We start from the raw sequence: 26,627 nt of genomic DNA on the forward strand, positions 1-26,627 counted from the left end.
CCACGCGGGCCGGTACGGACGTGCGGAAACGTCTCCGCACACCGTCGGCCCCCGGAACACGGCACCGACGGTACGGAGATCAGGTGGGACGGGCGAGGAAGCTCATGGCGGCGGTCGCGGGCGCGGTGCTGGCGGTGTGCCCCCTCGGGATCGTGCCGCCCGCGCAGGCGGTCGTCGGCGGACAGGAGGCACGGCCCCACCAGTACCCCTTCATGGCGGGTCTCGTGGACGTGGTGGAGCGCCGGGTGATGTGCGGCGGAGCGCTGATCGGCGGCCGGTACGTGCTCACCGCCGCCCACTGCCTGACGGGCTCGTACGCCGACCCCACGCGGGTGGGGGTGCTGCTCGGCGACCACGACCTGACGACCGGCGCCGACAGCCCGCACGCGGTCCTGCTGACACCGGCCCGCTTCGTCCCGCACCCCGACTACGACCCGGGCACCCAGCTGAACGACATCGCCCTCGTCGAACTGGCCGAGCCGGTCGCGCTCAACCGCGATGTCCGGCCGGTCGGTCTGCCCTCCTCGTCCACGCACGCCGGCCTGGACGGCACACAGGTCGAGGTCCCCGGCTGGGGCACGACCTCGTTCGGCGGCCGCGCCTCGGACGTCCTGCGGACCGTGGCCCTCGGGACCATGAGCAACACGGCCTGCGCGAGCCGGGGCATGGAACAGGTCGCGCCCACCCAGATCTGCACGTACGCCCCCGGCCGGGACACCTGCCAGTACGACTCCGGCGGCCCCCTGGTCCGGGCGGTGGGGGGCCGGCCGTACGTCGTGGGCCTGGTGTCCTACGGCAGGGAGTGCGCCACCGACACCCCCGCCGTGAACACCCGTGTCCGCTCCTACCTCAGCTGGATCGAGCGGACGACCGGACGGCTCCCCCGCGTCTCATGAGGGCCGTGTAGAGGAGCAGTGAGGCGGCGAGGCCGACGGCCCAGCCGTAGTCGGCCAGCGGTTTCAGGACGGGGATGAGACCGTCCTCGGGGAACGGCCCGGCGCCCGGGGCCGAGTGGGAGCCGCCGACGGCGAGGACGCCGCCGACCAGGAAGGCGAGCACGGCCGCCGGGTTCCAGCCGCCCCGGTACCAGTAGGGGCCGTCGACGCGGTAGAGCCCTTCGAGGTCGAGGACGGTGCGGCGGACGAGCCAGTAGTCGGCGATCAGGATGCCGGCGACCGTACCGAGGAGGCCGCCGACGAGACCGAGCCAGGTGAAGATGTACAGCTCGGGGGTGGCGGTCAGCTTCCACGGCATGATCAGCACGCCGACGACGCCGGTGATCAGCGCGCCCGTACGGAAGTCGATCCGCTTCGGGGCGAGGTTGGCGAGGTCGTAGGCCGGGGAGACCACGTTGGCCGCGATGTTCACCGAGAGGGTCGCCACGACCACCGTGACCAGGGCGAAGAGCAGTCCGAAGACGTTGTCGGTCTTGGCGGCGAGCGCCACCGGGTCCCAGACGGGCGCCCCGTACACGGCCTGCGAGCCGGAGGTGACGAGCACCGAGAGCAGCGCGAACAGGGTCATGGTGGTGGGCAAGCCGAGGGCCTGGCCCCAGACCTGGGCGCGCTGGCCGGCGCCGAAGCGGGTGAAGTCGGGAATGTTGAGGCTGAGCGTGGCCCAGAAGGCGATCATGCCCATGAGGGCGGGGAAGAAGACGGGCCAGAAGTCGGCGCCCCAGCCGAGCTTCGACGGCTGGTCGAGCAGCGGCCCGAGGCCGCCCGCCTTGGCCGCCACCCACCAGAGGAGGACGAGCGCGCCGACGATGACGAACGGCGCGGCCCAGTTCTCGAAGCGGCGCAGGGTTTCCATGCCCCGGTAGATGAGGGCGAGTTCGAGGGCCCAGAAGAGGACGAAGCAGAGCCAGAGCGTCCAGGGCTGGCCGCCGATCCTCGACGCCTCCGCCCAGCCGCCGAACACCTTGTCGAGCAGGATGAAGACGCCCTGGCCGCCGATCCAGGTCTGGATGCCGAACCAGGCGCAGGCGACGCCGGCCCTGATCAGGGCGGGCAGGTTCGCTCCGCGCAGACCGAAGGAGGCGCGGGCCAGGACGGGGAAGGGGATGCCGTACTTCGGTCCGGCGTGGCCGGTCAGCAGCATCGGGAGGAGGACGATCACGTTGGCCAGGGCGATCGTGAGGACCGCCTGCTTCCAGTCCATGCCGAGGGCGACGAGACCGGAGGCGAGCAGCCAGGAGGGGATGTTGTGGGCCATGCCGACCCAGAGGGCGGCGAAGTTGTAGGTGGTCCAGCGGCGCCGGGCGACGGGGACGGGGAGCAGGTCCTCGTTGACGAATCGGGGGTCGTCGGGGGCCGCGCCCGGCGGGAGTTCGACGCGGCTGTCGGATATGACGGGTCTTCCGGCGGGTCTGGTGGTGGTCATGACGGCGGAACCCTTCGTTCGGGGACGGGAACGAGGCCGTGCGGGGCGTAGGGGGTCGGCGGAGGCGGCGCGCGGTATCGGCGCCGTGGGGAGGCCGAGGGCTGGGCTGCGGGTACTAGCCCTGGAGCGCCGGGATGATCTCGGAGCCGTAGGTGTCGATCGTGGACTCCTTCGCGTCGTGCATCGCGTACACCGCGAACTGGTCCACGCCCATGTCCCGGAGGCGCCGCAGCTTCTCGACGTGGGCCTCGGCCGGGCCGAGGAGGCAGAAGCGGTCGACGATCTCGTCGGGGACGAAGTCGGTGGACGGGTTCCCGGAGCGACCGTGGTGGCTGTAGTCGTAGCCGTGCCGGTCCTTGATGTACGCGGTGAGCTCCTCCGGCACCATCCCGGAGTGCTCGCCGTACTTCTCCACCAGGTCGGCCACGTGGTTGCCGACCATGCCGCCGAACCAGCGGCACTGGTCGCGGGCGTGCGCCAGGTCGTCGCCGACGTAGGCGGGCGCGGCGACGCAGATGGTGAGGGCGTCGGGGTCGCGGCCGGCGTCGGTGGCGGCCTGCCGGACGGCCTTGACCATCCATTCGGTGAGGAAGGGGTCGGCGAGCTGGAGGATGAAACCGTCGGCCTTCTGCCCGGCGAGGGCGAGCGCCTTGGGGCCGTAGGCGGCCATCCAGACGGGGAGCTTCCCGTTCTTGATCCAGGGGATGCGGACCGGGCTGCCGTCGACGAGGGCCTCGCGTCCCTCGGCCAGGTCGCGGATGACGTCGATGGCCTCGCCGAGCCGGGCGAGCGTGTTGGGCCTGCGGCCCGCGACGCGCATCGCGGAGTCGCCGCGGCCGATGCCGCAGACGGTCCGGTTGCCGAACATGTCGTTCAGGGTCGCGAAGGTGGAGGCGGTCACCTCCCACGTCCGCGTGCCCGGGTTCGTCACCATCGGGCCGACGTGGAGCCTGGTGGTGTGCTCCAGGATCTGGCTGTAGACGACGAAGGGTTCCTGCCACAGCACGGCGGAGTCGAAGGTCCAGCCGTAGCGGAAGCCGTTGCGCTCCGCCCGGCGCATCAGCCCGACGACCTGGGAGGCGGGCGGGTCGGTCTGCAGGACAAGTCCGAAGTCCACGCGGGACCTCCTGGTTCGTTCGGTACGGCTCGGTTCAGTTCAGGTACTGACAGGTGGCCCTGGGGGTGAAGGTGCCGTGCCCCGCGTGCCCGACGTACGTCCGCCGGTCGATGACGAGTTCGCCGCGCGAGAGGACCGTCTCGACCTGGCCCGTGACCGTCCGCCCCTCGTACGCCGAGTAGTCGACGTTCATGTGGTGGGTCTCGGCGGAGAGGGTCTGGCGGGCGTGCGGGTCGTAGACGACGACGTCGGCGTCCGAGCCCGGGGCGATCGTGCCCTTCTGCGGGTAGAGGCCGAACATCCGGGCCGGTGTCGCGCAGGCGATCTCGATCCAGCGGCGACGGGAGATGTGCCCGTCGACGACGGCCTGGTGGAGGAGGTCCATGCGGTTCTCCACCCCGGGGAGCCCGTTGGGGATCTTGGAGAAGTCGTCACGGCCGAGGTCCTTCTGCCCCGTGAAGCAGAAGGGGCAGTGGTCGGTGGAGACGACCTGGAGGTCGTTGGTGCGCAGGCCCCGCCAGAGCGCCGCCTGGTGCTCCTTCGGCCGCAGCGGGGTGCTGCACACGTACTTCGCGCCCTCGAAGCCCGGCTCCGCGAGGTTGTCGGTGGAGAGGAAGAGGTACTGCGGGCAGGTCTCGCCGAAGACGGGCAGCCCCTTGTCGCGGGCGGTGGCGATCTCTGCGACGGCCTCCTCCGCGGAGACGTGGACGACGTAGAGCGGCGCCCCGGCGACCCGGGCGAGCTGGATCGCCCGGTGCGTGGCCTCGGCCTCCAGGAGGGCCTTGCGGACCTCGCCGTGGTAGCGGGGGTCGGTCTCGCCTCGGGCCAGGGCCTGTTCGACGAGGACGTCGATGGCGATGCCGTTCTCGGCGTGCATCATGATCAGCCCGCCGTTCTCGGCGGAGCGCTGCATGGCGCGCAGGATCCGGCCGTCGTCGCTGTAGAAGACGCCGGGGTAGGCCATGAAGAGCTTGAAGGAGGTGATGCCCTCCTGGACGAGCTTGTCCATCTCCTTGAGCGTGTGCTCGTTGACGTCGGAGAGGATCATGTGGAACGCGTAGTCGATCGAGCAGTTGCCGTCGGCCTTCGCGTACCAGGCGTCGAGCCCTTCGCGCAGGGCCTGGCCGACGCTCTGCACGGCGAAGTCGACGATGGTGGTGGTGCCGCCCCAGGCCGCGGCGCGGGTGCCGGTCTCGAAGGTGTCGGAGGCGAAGGTGCCGCCGAAGGGCAGCTCCATGTGGGTGTGGGCGTCGACGCCGCCGGGCAGCACGTAGCGGTCGGTGGCGTCGATGGTCCGCTGGGCGGTCCAGCCGGCCGCCACGTCCGAGCCGTGGGCCGCGAGCGCGACCACGCGGCCGTCCTCGATCAGCACGTCGGCATGGAGTTCGTCGGCGGCGGTGACGACGAGGCCGCCCCGGATGACGGTACGGGTGCTCACGGAACTCTCCTGCGTGAGGAAGCGGGAACTGCCGGGACTACAGGGCTCGGAGCGCCGCTTCGAGGAGGGCGGCGCCCTCTTCGGCCTCGGCGACGGTGAGCGAGAGCGGCGGGGCGACGCGCAGGGTGCTGGTGTTGTGGCCGCCGCCCTTGCCGATCAGCAGACCGTTGTCCCGGGCGGCTTCCAGGACGGTGGCGGCCGCGTCCGGGTTCGCCCGGTCGGTGCCCGGCTCGGTGAGTTCGATGCCGATCATGAGGCCGCGGCCGCGGACCTCCCGTACCGCCGGGACTCCGGCGCAGGCGGCCCTGATCCGCTCGATGAGGAGGCCGCCGACGCGGCGCGCGTTGCCCTGGAGGTCGTGCTCCAGGAGGTACGACAGGTTGGCGAGCCCGGCGGCCATCGTGACGGGCGAACCGCCGAAGGTGGAGATGGAGTTGGCGTCGATGGTGTTCATGATCTCGGCGCGGGCGACGACGCCGCCGACGGACATGCCGTTGCCGATGCCCTTGGCGAAGGTGAGGATGTCGGGCGGTCCGGCCTGCCCGTGGGCCTGCCAGCCCCAGAAGTTGTCGCCGGTACGGCCCCAGCCGGTCTGCACCTCGTCGGAGATCCAGAGGATGCCGTGCCGGTCGAGGACGCGGCGGAAGGCGGCGTACAGGCCGTCGGGCGGGGAGGTGAAGCCGCCGACGCCCTGGACGGGCTCGGCGATGAGGGCGGCGACCTCCCGGGTGTGGCCGAGGAGGTCTTCGAGGTCGGCGACGCAGGCCTCGGTGAACCGCTCGTCGGTGTACTGGGCGAACGGGCCCCGGGTGCGGACGCCGCCGTGCACGTACAGGGTCTGCAGCGGGGAGAGACCGGTGGGTGACCAGGCGCGGTTGCCGGTGATGCCGACGGTGGAGAAGGAGCGGCCGTGGTAGCTGTTCCGCATGGCCAGGATCTGGTTCGAGCGGCGGTACGCGGTGGCGAGGAGGAGCGCCGTGTCGTTGGCCTCGGTGCCGGAGGTGGTGAAGAAGACACGGGCGTCGGGGATGCCGGAGAGGCCGGCGATCCGCTCGGCGAGCTCCACCATCGGGCGGTTGAGGTAGAGGGTCGAGGAGTGGATGATCCGCCCGGCCTGGTCGGCGACGGCCTTGGTCACCTCGGGCAGGGCGTGGGCGGTCATGGTGGTGAGGATGCCGCCGAAGAAGTCGAGGTACCTGCGCCCCTCGGCGTCCCAGACGTGGCGGCCCTCGCCGTGGGTGATCTCGATCGGGTCCTTGTAGTACAGGGCGACCCAGTCGGGGATGACGGCCTTGTGCCGGTCGAAGAGACTGCTCACGGCCGCACCAGCCCGTCGTAGGCGTCGGGGCGGCGGTCCCGGTAGAAGGCCCACTGCTGGCGGACCTGCTCGATGAGGCCGAAGTCGAGGTCGCGGACGACGAGTTCCTCGGCCTTGTCGGAGGCGACGTCGCCGACGAACTGGCCGCGCGGGTCGACGAAGTAGCTGGTGCCGTAGAAGTCGTTGTCGCCGTACTCCTCCTCGCCGACCCGGTTGATGGCGGCGACGAAGTACTCGTTGGCGACGGCGGCGGCGGGCTGTTCCAACTGCCAGAGGTAGGAGGAGAGGCCGCGCGAGGTGGCGGACGGGTTGTAGACCAACTGGGCTCCGTTGAGCCCGAGTTGGCGCCAGCCCTCGGGGAAGTGCCGGTCGTAGCAGATGTAGACCCCGACCCGGCCGACGGCGGTGTCGAAGACGGGCCAGCCGGCGTTCCCCGGGCGGAAGTAGTACTTCTCCCAGAAGCCCTTGACCTGCGGGATGTGGTGCTTGCGGTACTTGCCGAGGTAGCTGCCGTCGGCGTCGATCACGGCGGCGGTGTTGTAGTAGAAGCCCTCGCCCTCGACCTCGAAGACGGGGACCACGATCACCATCCCGGTCTCCCGGGCGAGGTCCCGCATCCGGTTCACGGTCGGTCCGTCGGGGACGGGCTCGGCCCAGCGGTAGTGCTCGGGTTCCTGGACCTGGCAGAAGTAGGGGGCGTTGAAAACCTCCTGGAAGCCGATCACCTTGGCACCCTGCCGGGCCGCCTCCCGGGCGTACTCCTCGTGTTTGGCGATCATGGATTCGGTGTCGCCGGTCCAGGTCGCCTGGACGAGCGCGGCGCGTACGACGTCGGTCATGAGCTGCTCCTTCGGCACGGCGTCAGAGAGCCTCTACGCACGTAGACGCGGTGCGTAGGAGGAGAACGTAAGCCCCGTCACACCCCGGAGCAAGACCGCCGCCGCTAAGCGGCCGGGTCGATCATGTTTCATACCCGAGTGGTCCACGTCGGACACGTACCGACACGTACCGGCAACGACCGACACGTGCGGCGGGGATGGGTGCGGGACGCCGCCGCGCGGGATGCCGCCGCGCGGGGCGGCCCTCCGCGTCAGCCCTTCCCGTCGGCCCTCCACGTCAGCCGCTCCCGTCAGGGCTTCCCGTCAGCCGCCGGCGATCCCCGCCACGCGGAGGGCGTGGACCAGGTCGCGCTCGCGGGACACGGACACGGCGCGGGCCGCTTCGAGGAGTTGGGGGACGAGCCCGCGCGGGTCCTCGGCCGCGAGGCGGGCCCCGTCCTCGGGAGCGCGGACGCGGACGAAGGCCGTGAGCAGGGCGTGGGCCTCGCGATGATGGCCCTCGGCCCGCAGGGCGGCGCACGCCCCGGCCAGCTCCTCGACGGGGCGCGCCACGCCCTGGCGGAGGAGTTGCTCGCAGTCGGCGGACCGGCCCGCGTCGGCGAGCGTCCCGGCGACGGCGGCGAGCCGGGCGGGCGGCAGCGAGGCCGCCTCCCAGAGCAGGACGGTCCAGTCGGCGCCGAGCCCCGCCCGGTGCAGCTCCCCGGCGAGGGCGGGCAGCCGGCCCGGCGGTCCGCTGAGCGCCTCGCAGAGCAGGGCGTGGGCCTCGCCGCTACGGCCCTGGGCGCGGAGCCGCTGGAGGGCGTAGACCGCGTTGGCCGCGGCGCGGGCGGCCTGGACCGGGTCGACCTCGGGGGCGGCGGTGACGCCGGTCCCCTCGGGCGCGGCGGCGCCCCCGAACCGGGCGCCCCGGGGTGCCGCTCCCCCGACCGGGAGCACCGGCACGGATACGGGAGCGGTCACCGGCTCTTCGCCCTCGGCACCACCCTCCAGCCAGGCGTACCGCGCGCCACGGGGGCGGCGTCTGTCCTTGGCGGGGCGGGCGTGGGGACTCGGGGCCGAGGCGGCGGGGGCCCGCGAAGGGCCGGTGGGCGCCGAGGGCGGTGCGCCGGTGCGCGTCGGTACCGGGGCGTCCGTCGAGCCCTCCCCGAGCCGGGCGAGTCGGGCCGTCAGGTCCGCGACCCGCGCGAGCGCCCTCGCGTGGTCGTCGCGGGTCCAGGCGAGGTCGTGTTCCAGGCGGGCCACCTCCTCCGGACCCGCGGCCGGGGCCGTGCGGAGCCGGTCGCCGAGGTCGAGGGCGCGGGATTCGGCGTACCGTCGTTCGCGCTCCATCAGCTCCCGGCGTTCGGCGAGCGCCGCCGCTCCGCCGGGTCGGCGGTCATGGGCGCCGACGGCCTTCGCGTACAGCCTCCTGCCCCGGACGGCGAGCGGGCCGTCGGTCGCCTCCCCGGCGTCCTGGAGCAGGGACTCGACGATGTCCCAGGGCAGGATCTCCACCCCGTCGAAGCAGGCGCGCAGCCCCTCGGGGTCACGCTCGGCGAAGACCCCGTACCAGCCGCCTCCCGACGGGATGCGACTCGCGAGCTCCCTCAGCCATGAGGTGAACGTGGCGACCTCCGCCGGGAGTTGATACACCGTCATGCGATACGCACCTGCCCCGCGGTCGACTGGAAGCTTCCGGTCCGCGGGTATTGGACCGCAGTCGTGTTACGGGACGACTACGGACCGTTTTCCTTCCGGTGCCCCACCGCCCAATTCACCCGAATCGCACGACGATCCCGGTGTGGGGGCGCTTCCCGAGCCGTGCGATCGTGGCCGGCACGTCGACCAGCCAGAACCGCCAGGTGTACTTGCGCAGGAGGAGCCGCCGGATCCGGCGCAGCTCCTCCCCCTCCACGAGCCGGCCCTCGCCGGTGAAGCGCTCGGCGCCCTCGGCGATGTTCCCGCGCAGGTCACAGGCGGTCACCTCGATCCTGGGGTCGTTCCGCAGACGCTTGACCTTCCAGGAGTCGGTGCGGGTCCAGGCGTAGAGCGCGGAGTCGTCCACGGCGTACCAGACGGGGGTGGCGACTCCGGTGCCGTTCTTCCGGTAGGTGGTCAGGCTGACGTAGTGGCCGCGCCGCAGCTCTTCGGGGATCATGCCCGGGAGCCTATGCCGGACGCGGTCGACGGCGCGGGCCAGGGTCGCGCGCCTCAGACCGGCGCGAGCGCGCACCGGACGACCAGTTCGTCCATGGAGAGGCCGAGGACCCCGGCGAGGGCCGCGACGGTGAAGAAGGCCGGGGTCGGGGCCCGGCCGGTCTCGATCTTGCGGAGGGTCTCGGCGGAGAGTCCGGCGGCGGAGGCGATCTCCACCATGGACCGTCCGCCGCGCGCGTCGCGCAGGAACTGTCCGAGCCGCTCGCCGCGCTCGCGCTCTTCGGGGGTCAGGGGTGTGCGCACCATGCCGCCATTCTAATACCGGTATAGTAATTGGCATGGTGGAGATCAAGACGAACGAGAACCTGGCCGCGATGCGCGAGGCGGGAAGGGTCGTGGCCCGCGCCCTGGCGGCCGTCCGGGCGAAGGCGGCGCCCGGCGTCGCGCTGACCGAGCTGGACCGCGCCGCGAGGGAGGTCCTCGCCGAGGCCGGCGCCGGTTCGCCCTTCCTCGACTACCACCCGGAGTGGGCGCCCGTACCGTTCCCCGCGGTCGTGTGCGTCTCCGTGAACGACGCCATCGTCCACGGCATCCCGGACGGCACCCGGCTCGCCCCCGGCGACCTCGTCTCCGCGGACTGCGGGGCGCTGCTCGGCGGGTGGGCGGGCGACGCGGCCGTCAGCTTCACGGTGGGGCCGGCCCGGCCGGAGGACACCCGGCTGATCGCGGCGGCGGAGGAGGCCCTGGAGGCGGGCATCGCGGCGGCCGTCGTCGGCAACCGCGTCGGGGACATCGCGCACGCGATCGGCCGGGTCTGCCGTGCCGCCGGGTACGGCGTACCGGACGGCTTCGGGGGCCACGGGATCGGCCGCACCATGCACGAGGACCCGGGCGTCCCCAACGAGGGACGCCCGGGCCGGGGCATGAAGCTGCGCCACGGGATGGTGCTGGCGATCGAGCCGATGCTCATCGGGGGCGGCACGGACGACCACTACACGGCGGGCGACGGCTGGACGATCCGTACGCTCGACGGCTCGCGCGCCTCGCACGCGGAGCACACGGTGGCGATCACGGACGAGGGCCCGCGCATCCTGACGGCGCTGTAGGCCGAGGCTCCGCCGCACCGGCCCGGTCACGGGCGGCCCGGCGGATCGGGTCCGCCCGGCGGCTACCTCCCCGCCGACCGGACCACCATCGCCGACCCGCCGCCCCTGCGGACCGTCTCCGCGGCGGCGACCCAGCGGCCGTCCGGCAGGCGCTGGACGCCCGTCGCGGCGCCGATCTCCGGGTTCTGCCGGAACCCGTGCCCGATCGCCTCCAGTTCGGCTCTCACCGGGCTGTTCCACAGGCCGGGTTCGAGTTCGGTGGTGGTCTGGTTGCGCTGGCTGGCGCGCGGCGCGGCGATCGCGTCGACGAGCGGCAGGCCCCGGTCGACGACCCCGGTGAGGGTCTGCAGGACCGTCGTGATGATGGTCGCGCCGCCCGGGGAGCCGAGGGCGAGCACGGGCCGGTCGTGCCGGTCGAGGACGATCGTCGGGGAGATCGAGGAGCGCGGCCGCTTGCCGGGGCCGGGCAGGTTCGGGTCGTGCACGGCGGGGTTGGCCGGGGCGAAGGAGAAGTCGGTCAGCTCGTTGTTCAGCAGGAAGCCGCGGCCCGGGACGGTGATGCCGCTGCCGCCGGTGGACTCGATGGTGAGCGTGTAGGCGACGACGTTGCCCCACCTGTCGGCCGCCGTGAGGTGGGTGGTGTTCTCCCCCTCGAAGGTGGTGGGGGCCGCCGTGCCGCCGCTCGCGCACGGCACCGGGTTCGCGGGGTCGCCGGGTGCGAGGGGGCTGGTGAGGACGGCGTCGTCGCGGATGAGGCAGGCGCGCGAGTCGGCGTACCGCTGGGACAGCAGACCGCGCGTCGGCACGGACTCGAAGGCCGGGTCGCCGACCCAGCGGCCCCGGTCGGCGAAGGCGATGCGGCTGGCCTCGATGAAGCGGTGGAGGTAGCGGGCCTGGGAGGCGCGCGCGAGGTCGGTGCCTTCGAGGATGTTGAGCGCCTCGCCGACGCTCGTGCCGCCGGAGGAGGAGGGTGCCATGCCGTAGACGTCGAGCCCCCGGTAGGAGACCTTCGTCGGCCTGCGGGACTCCGTGCGGTACGCGGCGAGGTCGCGCTCCGTCAGGTCGCCGGGGCGGACCTTCCGGGTGGCGCCCTCGCGGACCTGGGGCTCGCGGACGGTGTTGACGATGTCGCGGGCGAGCGGGCCGCGGTAGAGCGCGCCGACGCCCTCGCGGCCGAGCTTCTCGTACGTACGGGCCAGGTCGGGGTTCTTGAAGACCGAGCCGACCACGGGCAGCCGGCCACCCGGCAGGAAGAGCTCGGAGGTGGCCGGGAAGTCGCGGAACCTGGCCTCGTTGGCGGCGGTCTGCGCGCGGAAGGTGGCGTCGACGGTGAAGCCGTCGCGGGCCAGCCGCTCGGCGGGTTCGAGCAGGGTCCCGAGCCGCTTGCTGCCCCAGGCGTCGAGGGCGGTCCGCCAGGTCGCGGGGGTGCCGGGGGTACCGACACCGAGGCCGCTGGTCATGCCCTCCTCGAAGGGGATCGGCGCGCCGTTCTCCACGAAGAGGTTCGCGTCGGCGGAGCGGGGGGCGGTCTCGCGTCCGTCGACGGTGTTCACGGTGCGGCTCTTCGCGTCGTAGTAGACGAAGTAGCCGCCGCCGCCGATACCCGCCGAGTACGGCTCGGTGACCCCGAGGGCGGCCGCGACGGCGACGGCGGCGTCCACCGCGTTGCCGCCCTTGCGGAGCACCTCGATCCCGGCGGCAGAGGCGTCGGCGTCGACACTGGCGACGGCGCCGCCGTACCCGACGGCGACGGGCACCTTGGCCGGCGGTGGCGGGGCGGTCACCGGGGCCGGCGGCGGAGCGGCGGCGCCCATCGAGAGCACCGTCGCCGCGACGGCGAGAACGGAGACCTTCCCAGCGGTGGAGCGACGCATTCCCTACCTCCAGTCAATGACCGTCCGCGCAGCGTAACTTCCCCCGGTCCCTCACGTCAGGACCGCCTCGAACGGAGTGCCGTTTCCCCGCTAGCATGCGCGCCCATGAACGAAGACCTGCGCAACATCGTGCTCGGGGTGCTCGCGACGGGGGTCAGCGCGTCGTTCGGCTGGCTGGGCCGCACGTACTTCTGGCGGCGCGAGCTCCGCCGCAAGCAGGAGTTCTTCGGCCTGCCGGGGAACTCCGAGTGCCTGCTCGTGGTCAACAAGGAGGCCGGCGGCAACGGCGCGGTGCACCGCTTCGACGTCTTCGCGCTCCTCGAACTCTCCACGCTCATCAAGGAGTGCGGGGCGCACGCTCGCATCCTGCCGCACGACCAGGCGCACCAGGGCTTCGGCGACCGCACCGAGTTCTGCGTCGGAGGTCCGGGGTCGAACCGCCGCACGGCCGCCCATCTCGCGACTCTTCTCCCCGGGCTCACGGTGAACGTCGACGTCGAACGGGGCCCCGACCAGGGCACGTTCCTGATCGGCCCGGAGCGGTACCGCATGAACGCCGGCGTCGAGGAGTACGTCGTCCTGGCCCGGCTCATGGCGGGTGAGGACCGCCGGCCCGTCTTCCTCTTCTGCGGCCAGCGGGCCATCACCAACCAGGCCGCCACCCGCTATCTCGCACGCCACTTCGACGAGTTGGCGCGCCGCCACCGTCACCGCTCCTTCGTGCTGCTCCTGAAGGTGGTCAACTCCCAGGCGTACGGCCCCGATGTGGTGGAGCTGGTGGCCGATGTCACGGTCGCGGCGCGGACGGCTCCCGCAGCCGAACCGGCAGCGACTTGACGCCGTTGATGAAGTTCGAGACCAGGCGCCGGGGTGGCCCGGCGAGCTCCAGGCCGTCGCAGGCCCGGCGCACCTCCTCGTGGAGGACCCGGAGCTGAAGCCGGGCGAAGTGGGCGCCGAGACAGACGTGCGGGCCGTCGCCGAAGGAGACGTGCGGGTTCGGGGTCCGGCCGAGGTCCAGGCGGCGCGGGTCGCGGAAGACGCGTTCGTCGTGGTTGGCGGAGGCGTGGAAGACGACGACCTTGTCACCGCGCCGGATCGCCTGCCCGGCGAGTTCGGTGTCGGTGGCGGCCGTGCGCCGGAAGGAGAGCACGGGCGGGTGCACACGGAGGAGTTCGTCCACCGCCGTGTCGGTGCCGACCTTGCCGTCCCACAGCCTCCGCTGCTCGTCCGGGTGTTCGGCGAGGGCGAGCAGACCGCCGGGGGCGGCGCCGCGGACCGTGTCGTTTCCGGCGACGGTCAGCAGGAAGAAGAACATCTCCAGTTCGGCGTCGGCGAGTTCGGAGACGGCGAGGACGCTCATGACGTCGTCGGCGGGGTGTGCGCGTTTGTACGCGGCGAGCTCCTGGGCGTAGCCGAACATCTCGGCGAGCATGGCGGGCGAGCGCGGGTTGACCGGTCGCCCCCCGGCGTCGAGGACGGGCGGTTCGTCGGGTTCCTGGTAGGCGATGACCCGCTCGGTCCAGGTGTGCAGCAGCCCCCGGTCGCTCGCGGGCACACCGAGCAGGTCGGTCAGGTTGAGGAGTGCGTAGTCGTCGGTGACGGCCCGGACCAGGTCCGTCTCGCCCCCGTCCGCGACCGCCTCAGCGAGCAGGTTCCGGGCCCGCCGGCGCGCGGTGACGGAGAAGCGCTCGATCCGCCCCGGCGTGAAGGCCCGACTGACGAGCCGCCGCAACCGCCCGTGCGCGGGCGGGTCCTGATTGAGCATCATCCGCCGGATGAACGGCAGGTCGGCGGGGTCGGGATCACGGATCTGGGTGGCGCCGAGGCACGAGGAGTACGTCCCCGGGTCCTTGAGCACCCCGACGACGTCGGCGTGCCGGGTGACGGCCCAGAACCCGGGACCGGCGGGCCAGCCCAGGATCTCCGGCTCCTCCTGCCACGCGACGGGGGTGTGGTCACGCAGGGCACGGAAGCGGTCGTGCGGGATTCCGGCGGCGTGGACCCGCGGGTCGAAGACGTCCGGTACACCGCTCGACTCCCGCACCGCGCCTCCCGTCAGGGGTGAAGACGTTTCCATCATGACAGGTCAGAGGCGGTTTTCGTAGGACCGATCGCACAGTTCGAGAACCTTGTCCGGCCCCTCCCGCGACTCCCAGAATCGCCGTCATGAACACTTCCGGGAAGATCGATCACGACGCGGTGCTGCGGGCACGGACGATGCTGCTCGGATCCGGCGGGCTGGGCCTGTCGCAGGAGGTCTGGGCGTACCGGGTGCTGGTGACGGTGGGTCCGGCGACGTATCTGCCGAAGCTGGCGCGGGCGTTGGTCTCGTACGGGTACCGAGCCGGGGACCGGGACCTGGAGGGACGCCTCGCGCTGCACGCCGAGGCCGTGGGGGTCGCCCGGCGCGTCGACGCCGCCGCACCGGGGAGGACCGAGGTGCTCTGCGCGGCGCTGGACGCGTACCAGCACACGCTCCTCCTCGCGGGGCGGCGGGCCGAGGCGCTCGCCGTGTGCGAGGAGATGGCCGAGGCCGGGCGGCTCGGCTCCGAGCGGGGCGGGGTGACGGGTTTCGTGGGCGGACAGGGCCGCCTTCCGGCCGTGCTCGCCGAGGAGGGGCGTCACGCGGAGGCCGCGGACGTCCTCGGCCGGAGGGCCGCGGCCCGCGGGCCCCGGGCCGACTTCTGGGACCTGGTCGAGTGGGCGGCGGAGCTGGCGGCGGCCGGGCGGCACGGCGAGGCCCTCGCGGCCTTCACCGCGCTGGTGGACGGGACCCGGCGGGAGGCGCCGGCGGAGGGGCCCCCGCCGGCCGCCCTGGTGTGGGAACTCGTCCACCGCTCAAGGATGTTCGACGCCTCCGGCCATCACGAGGAGGCGGGAGCGGATCGACTGGAGGCCCTCCTGGCGCTCTCCCGCCTGAGGGAGGCGGTCGAACCCGGGAGCCGGGGCAACGTCCTCGACTGGTGGGTCACCCTGTTCGCCCTCTCGGGCCGGGCGGCGGAGCCCGTCGGCACCCGGGAGGCGCCGGTGCCCCCGTTCGGGGCGGACCGCCGCCACTGGTCGCCCGACACGAGGACGCCCTACCTCGCCGGGATCCCGGCCCTTGAGGCAACGGTCACGGAGCTGACCGGGGCCGGGCGCCCGGCCGAGGCGTGGGCGGCGCACCGGCGGCTGGCCCGGCGGGTCGTCATGCGCCAGGACGGGCACCACTGGCGGTTCGAGGAGGAGCTCCGCCCCCTCTTCGACGAGGACGTGGCGCTCGCCCGGCGTCTGACCGGTCCGCCGGGAACGCCCGCCGGTGACAGCGCCGGCGCACCGGACGCGCCGACCGGCGCCCTCGCGCGCGGCGCCCGTACCTCCGGTTCGCCGGAGGCACTGGCCGACGCCCTCACGGATCGCGCCATGTTCCTCGTCGCCGCCCAGCGGTACCAGGACGCCCACGCGGACTTCGCGGAGGCCGTCGGCCTCCTGGACGGCGCCGCCCGGAGGGACGGCACCGCCCGGACGCCAATCGTTACCCGCACGTAACTTACCGACCGGTTACCACGGGTAAGGCGCGGCCGTTACCGTCGGGTCACTTTCACTGCCCCCCATCACCGCCCCCGCAGTGTCCCCAGTGAGGAGTGACCCGTGCGCACATCCCTGACCCTCGCCGTCTCGGCCGCTCTCGTGGCCGGGACGGCCTTCGGGCTCGCCCCCGCCGCCCAGGCCGGAGAGACCGGAACGACCGGAGCGAGCACCGCCGCCGGCATCCGCTTCGTCGACATCGCCGGAGAGGGCGGCACCGTCCTCAAGGCGAACGTCGTCACCCCCGCCGGAGCGGTCGCCGGCGCCCGTCACCCCCTGATCGTGCTGCCCACCAGCTGGGCCATGCCCCAGATCGAGTACCTCGCCCAGGCCAAGCGGCTCGCCGACTCCGGTTACGTCGTGGTGAGTTACAACTCGCGCGGCTTCTGGCAGTCCGGCGGAGAGATCGAGACGGCGGGCCCGAAGGACATCGCCGACGCCTCCAAGGTGATCGACTGGGCCCTCGCGAACACCCCCGCCGACCCCGCCCACATCGGCATGGCGGGCGTCTCCTACGGCGCCGGGATCAGCCTCCTCGCCGCCGCGCACGACCCGAGGATCAAGGCCGTCGCCGCGCTCAGCGGCTGGGCCGACCTCATCGAGTCCATCTACAGCGGACGGACCCAGCACCTCCAGGCCGCCGCCCTGCTCGGCGGCGCCGGCTACCTCACCGGCCGCCCCGGCCCCGAACTCCAACAGATCCTGGGCGACTTCCTCTCCTCCAACCTGGCCAAGGAGGGAGAGATGATCGCCTGGGGCAGCAAGCGCTCCCCCACGACCCACCTGGACCGGATCAACGCCAACGGCGCCGCCATCATGCTCGGCAACGCCTGGGGCGACACCATCTTCCCGCCCAACCAGTACGCCGACTTCTACGAGAAGCTCACCGGCCCCAAGCGCCTGGAGTTCCGACCCGGCGACCACGCCACCGCCGAGGCGACCGGCCTCTTCGGGCTGCCCAACGACACGTGGACCAGCGCCCACCGCTGGTTCGACCGCTACCTCAAGGGCGCCGACAACGGCATCGACCGCGAGCAGCCCGTCCAGCTCAAGTCCCGTTCCACCGGCGGCTACGAGGGCTACCCCGACTGGAAGTCCGTCCACGCGAACCAGCGGAAGTTCGACCTCGGCGGTACCCAGCGGGTCCTGGCGAACGTGGACTCCGGCGCCAACGGCGGCATCACCCTGCTCACCAACGCCCTGGACCAGTTCCTCCGCACCCCGCCCGTCGTCTCCGTCCCGCTGCTCCCCCGCGCCTTCGCCGGCGTCTGGCAGTCCGAGCGGTACGACACCCCGCAGCGGGTGCGCGGCACGGTGAAGGTACACACCACCGTCACCTCCACCGAGGAGAGCGGCACCCTCGTGGCGTACCTCTACGACGTGGGCCCGCTCGGCGTCGGCAAACTGGTCAGCAACGCCCCGTACACCTTCCACGACCGGACCCCGGGCACGGCGTTCGGCGTCGATCTGGAGCTGTTCTCCACGGCGTACGACGTCCCGGCCGGGCACCGGCTCGCCCTGGTCGTCGACACCGTCGATCCGCTCTACATCGAGCACAACCCGACCGGCGCGCAGCTGACCTTCTCCTCCCCTTCGGCCGACCCGTCGTACGTGTCGGTACCTCTGCGGAAGGAGTGATCACCGGCTGCTGCCGGGCGGGTGCGGCTCCTCGCTCGCTACTGCGGTCCCGGCAGCAGCGTCTGTGGTCCGGCCGGGGCGACGTCCACGGCCTTCGTCTTCGGGTTGCGGCGCTCCCTGCGGGCCACCCAGGTGGCGAACCAGGAGAGCAGCATGCACATCCCGATGTAGATCGGTGAGATGACCAGGACGACCGGGATGAACGGCAGGTCGTAGTCGAGGTTCGAGGCGATCAGCTTGCCCGCGTGCAGGAACTCCTCGTAGGTGATGAGGAAGCCGAGCGAGGTGTCCTTGAGGGCCACCACCAGCTGGCTGATGATGGCGGGCAGCATCGCGCGCACGGCCTGCGGCACCAGGACGTAGGTCATGACCTGCGTCTTGCGCATGCCGAGCGCGTACGCGGCCTCGCCCTGGCCGCGTGCGACGGCGTGGATGCCGGTACGGAAGACCTCGGCGAGCACGGAGCCGTTGTAGAGGGTCAGTCCGGCGACCAGCGCGGGCAGCGGCTGCACCTTGAGCGCCACGAAGATGAAGAAGATCATCACGAGGACCGGCATCGCCCGGAAGAACTCGACGAAGAGGGTCGAGAGCCAGCGGAGCACCCGGTGCTCGGAGAGGCGCCCGGCGGCCAGGACCCCGCCGAGGGCGAGCGAGAGCACCGAGGCGTAGGCGAAGGCCTTGAGGGTGTTGCCGAGCCCTTCGAGCAACAGCTCCTGGATGCCCTTGTAGAGGAAGGGCGACCACTTGGTCGAGGTGAACTGGTCGTTGTCGAAGAGGAGGTAGAGGATCCAGCCGGCCAGCGCGAGGATCACCACGGTGGAGGCGACACCGTAGAGCAGGTGGCGTCGCCGGGCGTGCGGCCCGGGGATGTCGTAGAGGGCGTTGGAATCGGTCATCGGGCGACTCCCCAGCGCTTCTCCATGACGTGGAAGAGAGCGCTGATACTGAGGGTGATGATGAGGTATCCGACGGCGATCCAGACGAAGGTCCAGACGATGTTGTAGCCGAGTTCGCTCAAGGTCTTGTAGGTGCCGAGGAGTTCCGTGACGCTGAACGCGCCGGCGATCGCCGAGTTCTTGGCGAGGGCGATCAGGGTGGAGCCGATCGGGGAGATGACCGTTCGGAAGGCCTGGGGCAGGACGACGGTGCCGAGGGTCTGGGTGAAGCTCATGCCCAGGCTGCGGGCGGCCTCGCCCTGGCCGCGCGGCACGGTGTTGATGCCGGAGCGCAGCACCTCGCAGACGAAGGCGGAGGTGTAGCAGCCGAGCGCGAGGACGGCGAACAGCTCGAAGGGCAGCACGAGTCCGAACCGGGGCAGGCCCAGCATGACCGCGAAGAAGAGCAGGGTCAGCGGGGTGTTGCGCAGGATGGTGACCCAGACCGTGCCGAAGACCCGGAAGGAGCCCACGGGCGCGACCCGGAACGAGGCCATGAGGAAGCCCAGGACGAGGGCGAGCGCCGAGGCGTAGACGGTGAGTTCGACGGTGCCGAGGAATCCCTCGCCGTAGAGGGAGAAGTTGTCGGTCAGGACGTCCATGTCGGGAGGCTCCTCCGGTCAGCTCGCCGGGTAGCGGTCGATGGGCGGCGGCGTCGGGGCGGGGACGCCGGAGAGACCGAGGGTCGCGTCGTACGCCTTCTTCCAGTTGCCGTTCTTCTCGTTGACGGCGAGGGCGTCGTCCAGGGCGAGGCGCAGGGCGTCGTCGCCGCGCGGGACGCCGATGCCGTAGGGCTCCTCGGAGAACGGCGTGCCGACGACCTTGAGCTCCTGGGGGACCTTGGCGGCGTACCCCATGAGGATCGTGTCGTCGGTGGTGACCGCGTCGACCTGGTAGGTGAGCAGGTTGTCCACGCAGGCGGAGTAGGTGTCGTAGGCGACGAGTTCGGCCTTCGGGTGGTCCTTCTCGATCCGCTGGTACGGGGTGGATCCGGCGGCCGAGCACACCCGCTTGCCCGCGAGGTCCTGGGGGCCCTTGATGTCGTTCTCGTCGGTGCGGACGAGGAGGGACTGGCCGGCCAGGTAGTAGGGCCCGGCGAACCCGACGAGCTTCTTGCGGTTGTCGTTGATGGTGTACGTGCCGACGTAGTAGTCGATCTGGCCGTTCTGCAGGGCGGTTTCGCGGTTGGCCGAGGCGACCGTACGGAAGGAGACGCCGGCCGGGTCGAAGCCGAGGGAGGCCGCCATCATCTTGGCGATCTCGATGTCGAAGCCGGAGTAGCGACCGGTGGCCGGGTCCCGCTCCCCCATGTAGGGCTGGTCCTCCTTGGCGCCGACGACGAGGTGGCCGCGCCGTCTGGCCCGCTCCCAGGTGGGCGAGTCGGGCAGGGTGAATCCCGAATCGACCTGGTAGACGGGGAGTTGGTCGGGCTGCGGGCCCTTCACTGGCGGGCTGCCCTCCCGTCCGCAGCCGCCGAGCGCCGTCGTCGCGGCGAGCAGCAGGGCGAGCGCGGCCAGGGTCCGGTGCGTGCGCTGCATGGTTCCCACCCCGCTCAGTGCTTGAGGATCTTGGACAGGAAGTCCTTGGCGCGCTCGCTGCGCGGGGCGGTGAAGAAGTCCTCCGGCGCGCGGTCCTCGACGATCTTCCCGTCGGCCATGAAGACGACCCGGTTGGCTGCGGAGCGGGCGAAGCCCATCTCGTGGGTGACGACCACCATCGTCATTCCCTCGTGGGCGAGTTGCCGCATGACCTCGAGGACCTCGTTGATCATCTCGGGGTCGAGGGCCGAGGTCGGCTCGTCGAAGAGGAGCGCCTTGGGGTCCATGGCGAGGGCGCGGGCGATGGCCACGCGCTGCTGCTGGCCGCCGGAGAGCTGGGCGGGGTACTTGTCGGCGTGGGCGGCGAGTCCGACCCGGTCGAGGAGTTCGCGGGAGCGGCGGTCCGCCTCGTCCTTCCTGCGCTTGCGGACCTTGATCTGCGCGAGGGAGACGTTCGCGAGGACGGTCTTGTGGGCGAAGAGGTTGAAGGACTGGAAGACCATCCCGACCTCGGCGCGCAGCCGGGCGAGCGCCTTGCCCTCCTCGGGGAGGGGCTGTCCGTCGATGACGATCTCGCCCGACTCGACGTTCTCCAGTCGGTTCATCGCCCGGCAGAGGGTGGATTTGCCGGATCCGGACGGGCCGATGACGACGACCACCTCCCCCCGGCCGACGGTGAGATCGATGGACTGGAGGACGTGCAACGTGCCGAAGTGCTTGTTGACGCCACGCAGTTCGATCAGCGGATCGACGACGGCCATACGCTGCCCTGCCCCATTTCTCAGCGGTCGAGTCAGCGCAAACTATCCGCCAGAAAAAGGGACTTCACGCCCGACACGCATGAAACCGGAATAAGCCGTATTTACTGCGGAAGGGTGGCTCGGGCGGGGCCGGGTGGGGCGGTGGAGTCAGTACTCGGCGGCCTCGGCGTACACCTGGGAGAGCTCCGGCGAGCCCGTCATCGCCCAGTCGAGACCGGCCTCGACGACCTGGATCTCCCGCCCCGAGGCGAGCCGCACGAACGGTCCGCCACCTGGCCACACCTGCCAGCGGGCACCCGGTACGTTCCTCACGATCACGGTGCCGAGGTAGAGCCCCGCGTCGTTCCCGATCCAGGGCAGCTCCTCCGGGTCGTCACGCCAGCGGGGCGGCAGCTGGTCGAGCTCCTGGAGGGAACGCTGGGTGTCGTCGAGCGTCACCCCCGACTCCGCGACACGGGCACGCAGCAGCCCGCACTCGGCGAGCAGGTCCGCCACGCCCTCGGGGTCGCGGTCGAAGGCCGCGGCCAGCGGGGACTCGGCCGACTCGGGTTCGTGCCGCTTGCGCCAGTTGTCCAGAAACGGGATGTTCATCCGAACAGCCTTGCACCGTCACCTCCCGGTCGACCACCCGGCGCGCGGAGATCGTTTCCGCCGCCGGGGTCGTGACGTGCCCGGGAGGGCCGGGCCGGGAGGTATGCCGAAGGCCCGGCCCGGGGGGTGTGACGTGCGCCGGAGGCCCGGCCCGCTTCCGGGCCGGGGCGGGGCACTCGCCCGAAGCCCGGGGGCTACACGTCCAGGTCGACGACCACGGGCGCGTGGTCCGAGGCGCCCTTGCCCTTGCGCTCCTCGCGGTCCACGTAGCTGTCCGTGACCGCCTCGGCGAACGGCTTGTTGCCGTAGACGAGGTCAATGCGCATGCCCCGGTTCTTCGGGAAGCCGAGCTGGCGGTAGTCCCAGTACGTGAAGGGGCGGTCGTACTTGAGGGGGCGCGGGACCACGTCGGACAGACCGGCCTCCCGGAGCCCGGCGAGCGCGGCCCGCTCGGGCTCCGTCACATGCGTCAGCCCCTCGAACGCGGACCTGTCCCAGACGTCGTCGTCGGTCGGCGCGATGTTGTAGTCGCCGAGGACGGCGAAGGGCCGGTCCCCCGCCGCGTCCTCGGCGACGGCCGCCTTCAGCGCCTCCAGCCAGCGCAGCTTGTACGCGTAGTGCTCATGGACGACCTCCCGGCCGTTCGGCACGTACACCGACCAGACGCGGACCGGGCCGCAGGTCGCGGAGATCGCGCGGGGCTCCTCGGCCCCGTCGTACTCCGGGCCGCCGGGCAGGCCCGTGACCACGTCCGCGAGGCCGACGCGGGAGACCAGGGCCACGCCGTTCCACCGGCCCGTGGCGTTGACCACGGACTCGTACCCCAGGGCGCGCAGCTCCTCGGTGGGGAACTGCTCGGCGGTGCACTTGGTCTCCTGGACGCACAGCACGTCCGTGCCGCTGCTCTCCAGCCAGGCCAGGAGCCGGGGCAGCCGGGCGGTGATCGAATTGACGTTCCAGGTGGCGATGCGCATGTGCGCAAGCCTACGTGCGGGGTACGACAATCGAGGCCTCGCCGGGCTCAGAGCTCGGCGGAGGCCCCGGGGGCGAGACGGCTGTGGTCGGTGCCACCGAGCGCGCCGATCTGGCGGTCGTAGATCGGGCGGGCGAGATCCGTGAGCAGGGCGTCGTGGATGTCGTAGGCCCGCCGCGGCTTCACCTCGCGCACGTACTCGATGACCTCGGAGATCTTGTTCCACGGCGCCATGACGGGCAGCAGCAACGTGTCGACGGGGTGGTCGGGCACGGTGAGCGCGTCGCCGGGGTGGAAGACGGAGCCGTCGACGAGGTACCCGACGTTGGTGATCCGCGGGATGTCCGGGTGGATCACGGCGTGCAGCTCGCCGTGCACCTGGACGTCGAACCCGGCCGCCGTGAAGGCGTCGCCGTGCCCGACGGTGTGCACCCGGCCGGGGAAGGCCGCCGAAAGCTGTTCGGCGACGCTCCGCAGCGTCCAGATCTCGGCGGCCGGGTCGGCCTCCAGGGCCGCGCGCAGGTGACCCTCGTCGAAGTGGTCGGGGTGCTCGTGGGTCACGAGCAGCACGTCCGCCCCGAGGACCGCGTCCTCCTCGGTGAACCCGCCGGGATCCACGACGAGCGTCCGCCCGTCCTTTTCGAGGCGCACGCACGCGTGGGACTTCTTCGTCAGCTTCACGGGGCCAGGTTACGCCGGGGGCGTCGTCTCCTCCTCGACGACGCGGGCCACCACACCGAGCGCGGTCTCGGCGGCGGGGAAGCCGCAGTACACGCCCGCGTGGAGCACGATCTCGCGCAGTTCCTCGGCCGACAGGCCGTTGCGGAGGGCGGCACGGGTGTGGTCGGCGAGGGCCTCCCGGTGGCCTCCGGCGATCAGGGCCGTGAGGGTGACGACGCTGCGGGTGCGCCGGTCGAGGCCCTCCCGGGTCCAGACCTCGCCCCAGGCGTAGCGGGTGACCAGGTCCTGGAAGGCGCCGTCGGGGTCGCCGGCGAGGGCCTGGTCCACACGGGCGTCGCCCAGGACCTCGCGGCGCAGCCCGAGCCCCTTCTCGTACGGGTCGGGCCGGCCGGACCCGGTCGGCTCGGCGGCCGGGGCGGGCTCGGCCACGGGCACCGGGGCCGCGGGCAGGGGCGGCACCGTCAGGGGGCCGCTGGTGTCCGGGGCCGTGCCCGCGAAGTGCGCGACGAGCAGGTCGGTGACGGCGGCGGGCTGCTCGACGGGGGCGAGGTGGGAGGCGGCGGGGACGACGGCGAGCCGGGCGTCGGCGATGCCCGCGACCAGGGTGCGGGCCTCGGCGGGGCCGGTGACCCGGTCCTCGGAGCCGACGAGGACGAGGGCGGGGACGCCGATCCGGTCGAGGGCCTCGCGGACGTCGAAGACGGCGAGGGCCTCGCAGGCGGCGATGTAGCAGGCGGGGTCGGTCGTCCGGACCATCTGGACGGCCCAGTCCACGATGGCGGGCTGCGCACCGGCGAACACGGAGGTGAACCACTGTTCGGGGGCGGTCCGGGCCATCGGCTCCAGACCGTTGGCGCGGACGATGACACCGCGCTGACGGAACTCGTCGGCGCTGCCGAACCGGGGCGAGGTGGCGACCAGGGCGAGGGAGGCGACCCGGTGGGGCGCGCGCAGGGCCAGGTCGAGACCGACGGCGCCACCCAGGGAGCAGCCCGCGTACCCGAACCGCTGGACGCCGATCGCGTCGAGGGTGGCGAGCAGCCGGTCACCGAGCTCGGCGACGGAGGTGAAGGGCTGCGCGGGCGCGCCCCCGTGCCCGGGCAGGTCGAAACGCACGACCCGCCAGTCCCGGGTGAGCTCGGGTATCTGCCGGTCCCACATGTGCCAGGTCGTCCCCAGAGAGGGCCCGATGACCAGGACCGGAGCGTCTTCCCGCCCGTCGAGGCGGTACTGCAGCGTGTTCGTCGGTGTGTTCGTCGGTGTCTCGCTCACCCGCTAGACCCTCTCATCCCCCGCCGGTGCCCCGGCGGCGGGGGTCGAACCGGAACGGGTCACGCCGCGGGCGTGCCGGGCGGCGGGCTGGCGAGGGAGGAGGTGGAGACGGGGTGCCCGCACCGCAGGAAGGGCTAGCACCCGCACAGTGTGGTGCTGGGCATCGAGGACCACAGCGAAGCTGAGGGACGGGGCCGGCACCGGGCGGACCTCGTCGCCGAGGCACACCCCGCCGCCCCTGGCGCGTTCTTGGCGCCCGGGGCCCCTCTCCTCACACGTTCCTGACGCCGAAGGCCGAGCCCGTGGGGTCCGGCCTCAGACGACCGCGGGAGCGCCGAGCATCGCCGAGGCGTGCTGGAGCGGGTCGAGGGCGCGGGCGGGCGCGGCGGCCTGGGGAGGAAGGTTCCGGCAGGTGAAGCCGAGCTTGGTCATCGCGCGGAGGACCTCACCGGCGCTGAAGTCGCGGCGGTCCTGGCGGGTGATGATCTGGCCGACCTGCTTGACGGGGTAGGTGCGGCGACCGATGATCACGGACTCGCCGACGGCCTCCTCGGGCTTGACGCCCTGCATGGCATCCAGGACACCACTCTTGGTGAGGTCGAACGGGAAGCGGGCGATGACACAGCGCATGATGCCTCACAGGGAGAGAAGGGAAGGGTTCTGCCGCCGTACGAGAACGCGTGGTGCTCAGGCGGCCGTGTCGGTGGCCGGGCGGCGTCCGCCGGTGCGCCGGGCGGCCGAGGCGGTGCTGCGGCGGCCGCGGGTGGTCGTTCCGCGCTTGCGCTGCTCGGTGGCGGGTGCGGTGATCGTCACCGGGATGCCGGAGGGGGTCCGCGCGCCGGTGATCCGGGTCAGTGCCTCCTCGCCGGAGCGGACCTCGGTGGTCTGGGGCACGATGCCGGCGGCTGTCATCAGACGGGTCATGTCACGGCGCTGGCCGGCGGTGACCAGGGTGACGACGCTGCCGGACTCGCCGGCCCGCGCGGTACGCCCACCGCGGTGGAGGTAGTCCTTGTGGTCGGTCGGCGGGTCCACGTTGACCACCAGGTCGAGGTTGTCGACGTGGATGCCACGCGCGGCGACGTTCGTCGCGACCAGGACGGTGACATGCCCGGTCTTGAACCGGGCCAGGGTCCGGGTGCGCTGCGGCTGGGTCTTCCCGCCGTGCAGGGCGGCGGCCCGGACGCCGGAGTTGAGGAGGTCCTCGGTGAGCCGGTCCACCGCGTGCTTGGTGTCCAGGAACATGATCACCCGGCCCTCGCGCGCCGCGATCTGCGTCGTCAGCCGCTGCTTGTCGCCGCCGTGCACGTGCAGGACGTGGTGCTCCATGGTGGTGACCGCGCCCTGGGAGGGATCCACCGAGTGGACGACGGGGTCGGTGAGGTAGCGGCGGACCAGGAGGTCGACGTTACGGTCCAGGGTCGCGGAGAACAGCATGCGCTGACCCTCGGGGCGGACCTGGTTCAGGAGCGCGGTGACCTGCGGCATGAAGCCCATGTCGGCCATCTGGTCGGCCTCGTCCAGGACGGTGACGCCGACCTGGTTGAGCCGGCAGTCGCCGCGGTCGATGAGGTCCTTGAGCCGGCCCGGGGTCGCCACGACGACCTCGGCGCCGCCGCGCAGCGCGTTCGCCTGACGGCCGATCGGCATCCCGCCGACGACGGTGGCCAGGCGCAGCTTCACGGCGCGGGCGTAGGGCGTGAGCGCGTCGGTGACCTGCTGGGCGAGTTCCCGGGTGGGGACCAGGACCAGCGCCAGCGGCTGGCGGGGCTCGGCGAGCTGTCCGGCGGTGCGGGCCAGCAGCGCCAGGCCGAAGGCGAGGGTCTTGCCGGACCCGGTCCGGCCCCGGCCCAGGACGTCACGGCCCGCCAGCGAGTTCGGCAGCGTCGCGCCCTGGATCGGGAACGGAACCGACACGCCCTGCGCGGTCAGCGCGGCCAGCAGCGTCTTGGGCATGTCGAGATCGGCGAACGCCTCCACAGCGGGCAGCGCCGGAGTGATCGTCTGCGGCAGGGCGAACTCGCCCTGCACCGCCGCGGGCCGCCGGCCGGAACCGCCCGAACGCTTCGGACCACCCGACCGGCTCGGCGCGGACGAACCGAAACGACCGCCCCGCACCGGACCCCCGGCGGAGGAGTCATAGGAGTGACCCCCGGCGCGACGGGACCGGGAAGAACGGCTGTTGGTACGTGTGGGGTTCATTCAGAACCTTCCTCGATACGGCACGCATCGAGGAATTCCCGCAGCGGAAGAGCAGCGCAGGGAATCACCGGAACGGGCCGAATGGAATGCGAAATCTAAACTGACCTGCGGTCGACTCTGTGCGAGTGCAGGCGATGAAAGGAATGCCGGTGATTCCCCGCGGATGAACCGGTCGGGAGAATACCTGCAGCTGGGGCCCACACCCCGAGGGATGCGGGCCCCAGCTACGAAAGACGCGTCGGTGTCGGACGGGAACGAATGC

25 protein-coding genes are annotated in these 26,627 nt (G+C 72.2%); 5 read left to right on the top strand and 20 right to left on the bottom strand.

Annotation, left to right across the window (positions count from 1 at the left end):
• The first annotated feature begins 83 nt into the window (after positions 1-83).
• Positions 84-896 (top strand): serine protease, encoded by an 813-nt coding sequence (locus ACRRSS_RS24535; RefSeq protein WP_435973276.1) that lies wholly within the window; start codon positions 84-86, stop codon positions 894-896.
• On the opposite strand, the gene ACRRSS_RS24540 is transcribed toward ACRRSS_RS24535, so the two are convergent.
• From ACRRSS_RS24540 to ACRRSS_RS24575, 8 genes are all read right to left on the bottom strand, one after another.
• Entirely contained in the window at positions 850-2,379 is a 1,530-nt protein-coding gene (locus ACRRSS_RS24540) for an NCS1 family nucleobase:cation symporter-1 (RefSeq protein WP_435973277.1), read from the bottom strand. The genes ACRRSS_RS24535 and ACRRSS_RS24540 overlap by 47 nt on opposite strands.
• Positions 2,380-2,494: 115 nt before the next feature.
• A complete protein-coding gene (locus ACRRSS_RS24545; protein ID WP_351906304.1) occupies positions 2,495-3,496 on the bottom strand; it encodes a TIGR03842 family LLM class F420-dependent oxidoreductase in 1,002 nt (333 codons plus the stop codon).
• 34 nt (positions 3,497-3,530) lie between these two features.
• The gene (hydA, locus tag ACRRSS_RS24550; protein ID WP_435973278.1) at positions 3,531-4,934 is read right to left on the bottom strand and encodes a dihydropyrimidinase; all 1,404 of its coding nucleotides are present in this window, start codon (positions 4,932-4,934) and stop codon (positions 3,531-3,533) included.
• Between the two features lie 37 nt (positions 4,935-4,971).
• Positions 4,972-6,252 (bottom strand): aspartate aminotransferase family protein, encoded by a 1,281-nt coding sequence (locus ACRRSS_RS24555; protein WP_435973279.1) that lies wholly within the window; start codon positions 6,250-6,252, stop codon positions 4,972-4,974.
• On the bottom strand, positions 6,249-7,091 hold the full coding sequence (locus tag ACRRSS_RS24560; RefSeq protein WP_435973280.1) for a nitrilase-related carbon-nitrogen hydrolase: 843 nt from the start codon (positions 7,089-7,091) through the stop codon (positions 6,249-6,251). Before ACRRSS_RS24560 ends, ACRRSS_RS24555 begins: the two co-directional genes overlap by 4 nt.
• Before the next feature lie 303 nt (positions 7,092-7,394).
• Positions 7,395-8,729, bottom strand: coding sequence for a UL36 very large tegument protein (locus ACRRSS_RS24565; protein WP_435973281.1), 1,335 nt, complete (start codon positions 8,727-8,729; stop codon positions 7,395-7,397).
• 115 nt (positions 8,730-8,844) lie between these two features.
• Positions 8,845-9,228 (bottom strand): PPOX class F420-dependent oxidoreductase, encoded by a 384-nt coding sequence (locus tag ACRRSS_RS24570; RefSeq protein WP_351906319.1) that lies wholly within the window; start codon positions 9,226-9,228, stop codon positions 8,845-8,847.
• A 53-nt stretch (positions 9,229-9,281) separates the two neighbouring features.
• The gene (locus tag ACRRSS_RS24575; RefSeq protein WP_435973282.1) at positions 9,282-9,533 is read right to left on the bottom strand and encodes a helix-turn-helix domain-containing protein; all 252 of its coding nucleotides are present in this window, start codon (positions 9,531-9,533) and stop codon (positions 9,282-9,284) included.
• Positions 9,534-9,565: 32 nt separating this feature from the next.
• Between ACRRSS_RS24575 and map the strand changes: the two genes are divergently transcribed.
• Positions 9,566-10,333 carry a type I methionyl aminopeptidase gene (gene map / locus ACRRSS_RS24580; protein ID WP_435973283.1) on the top strand — a complete coding sequence of 256 codons (768 nt, stop codon included), beginning with the start codon at positions 9,566-9,568 and terminating at the stop codon, positions 10,331-10,333.
• Between the two features lie 62 nt (positions 10,334-10,395).
• Here map and ggt read toward each other — a convergent pair whose 3' ends face one another.
• A complete protein-coding gene (gene ggt / locus ACRRSS_RS24585; protein WP_435973284.1) occupies positions 10,396-12,207 on the bottom strand; it encodes a gamma-glutamyltransferase in 1,812 nt (603 codons plus the stop codon).
• A 105-nt stretch (positions 12,208-12,312) separates the two neighbouring features.
• On the opposite strand from ggt, the gene ACRRSS_RS24590 reads away from it, so the two are divergent.
• Positions 12,313-13,044, top strand: coding sequence for a hypothetical protein (locus ACRRSS_RS24590; RefSeq protein WP_435973285.1), 732 nt, complete (start codon positions 12,313-12,315; stop codon positions 13,042-13,044).
• Here the strand turns inward: ACRRSS_RS24590 and ACRRSS_RS24595 are convergent.
• On the bottom strand, positions 12,995-14,284 hold the full coding sequence (locus ACRRSS_RS24595; protein ID WP_435973286.1) for a cytochrome P450: 1,290 nt from the start codon (positions 14,282-14,284) through the stop codon (positions 12,995-12,997). The genes ACRRSS_RS24590 and ACRRSS_RS24595 overlap by 50 nt on opposite strands.
• Positions 14,285-14,373: 89 nt before the next feature.
• Between ACRRSS_RS24595 and ACRRSS_RS24600 the strand changes: the two genes are divergently transcribed.
• Together ACRRSS_RS24600 and ACRRSS_RS24605 are read left to right on the top strand one after the other, a co-directional pair.
• The gene (locus ACRRSS_RS24600; RefSeq protein WP_435973287.1) at positions 14,374-15,735 is read left to right on the top strand and encodes a hypothetical protein; all 1,362 of its coding nucleotides are present in this window, start codon (positions 14,374-14,376) and stop codon (positions 15,733-15,735) included.
• A 102-nt stretch (positions 15,736-15,837) separates the two neighbouring features.
• Complete coding sequence (locus ACRRSS_RS24605; RefSeq protein ID WP_435973288.1) at positions 15,838-17,412, top strand: alpha/beta fold hydrolase; 1,575 nt, start codon at positions 15,838-15,840, stop codon at positions 17,410-17,412.
• Positions 17,413-17,450: 38 nt separating this feature from the next.
• Here the strand turns inward: ACRRSS_RS24605 and ACRRSS_RS24610 are convergent, their stop codons facing one another.
• The 10 genes from ACRRSS_RS24610 to ACRRSS_RS24655 form a co-directional block, all read right to left on the bottom strand.
• On the bottom strand, positions 17,451-18,308 hold the full coding sequence (locus ACRRSS_RS24610; RefSeq protein ID WP_435973289.1) for an amino acid ABC transporter permease: 858 nt from the start codon (positions 18,306-18,308) through the stop codon (positions 17,451-17,453).
• Positions 18,305-18,949 carry an amino acid ABC transporter permease gene (locus tag ACRRSS_RS24615; RefSeq protein WP_351906345.1) on the bottom strand — a complete coding sequence of 215 codons (645 nt, stop codon included), beginning with the start codon at positions 18,947-18,949 and terminating at the stop codon, positions 18,305-18,307. Before ACRRSS_RS24615 ends, ACRRSS_RS24610 begins: the two co-directional genes overlap by 4 nt.
• 18 nt (positions 18,950-18,967) lie before the next feature.
• Entirely contained in the window at positions 18,968-19,885 is a 918-nt protein-coding gene (locus ACRRSS_RS24620) for a glutamate ABC transporter substrate-binding protein (RefSeq protein WP_435973290.1), read from the bottom strand.
• Between the two features lie 14 nt (positions 19,886-19,899).
• Positions 19,900-20,646, bottom strand: a complete 747-nt coding sequence (locus ACRRSS_RS24625; protein WP_435973291.1) for an amino acid ABC transporter ATP-binding protein — start codon at positions 20,644-20,646, stop codon at positions 19,900-19,902.
• A gap of 147 nt (positions 20,647-20,793) precedes the next feature.
• Positions 20,794-21,237, bottom strand: a complete 444-nt coding sequence (locus ACRRSS_RS24630; RefSeq protein WP_435973292.1) for a DUF6278 family protein — start codon at positions 21,235-21,237, stop codon at positions 20,794-20,796.
• Between the two features lie 194 nt (positions 21,238-21,431).
• On the bottom strand, positions 21,432-22,211 hold the full coding sequence (locus ACRRSS_RS24635; RefSeq protein ID WP_435973293.1) for an exodeoxyribonuclease III: 780 nt from the start codon (positions 22,209-22,211) through the stop codon (positions 21,432-21,434).
• A 47-nt stretch (positions 22,212-22,258) separates the two neighbouring features.
• Entirely contained in the window at positions 22,259-22,891 is a 633-nt protein-coding gene (locus ACRRSS_RS24640; protein ID WP_435973294.1) for an MBL fold metallo-hydrolase, read from the bottom strand.
• 9 nt (positions 22,892-22,900) lie between these two features.
• On the bottom strand, positions 22,901-24,163 hold the full coding sequence (gene pcaDC, locus ACRRSS_RS24645; RefSeq protein WP_435973295.1) for a bifunctional 3-oxoadipate enol-lactonase/4-carboxymuconolactone decarboxylase PcaDC: 1,263 nt from the start codon (positions 24,161-24,163) through the stop codon (positions 22,901-22,903).
• Positions 24,164-24,478: 315 nt separating this feature from the next.
• Positions 24,479-24,793 carry an SCO5918 family protein gene (locus ACRRSS_RS24650; protein ID WP_435973296.1) on the bottom strand — a complete coding sequence of 105 codons (315 nt, stop codon included), beginning with the start codon at positions 24,791-24,793 and terminating at the stop codon, positions 24,479-24,481.
• Positions 24,794-24,850: 57 nt separating this feature from the next.
• The gene (locus tag ACRRSS_RS24655) at positions 24,851-26,365 is read right to left on the bottom strand and encodes a DEAD/DEAH box helicase (protein WP_435973297.1); all 1,515 of its coding nucleotides are present in this window, start codon (positions 26,363-26,365) and stop codon (positions 24,851-24,853) included.
• Positions 26,366-26,627 lie beyond the last annotated feature (262 nt).

Origin of the sequence: Streptomyces sp. Qhu_M48 (genome assembly GCF_051305195.1) — a bacterium.
Classification (GTDB): domain Bacteria; phylum Actinomycetota; class Actinomycetes; order Streptomycetales; family Streptomycetaceae; genus Streptomyces.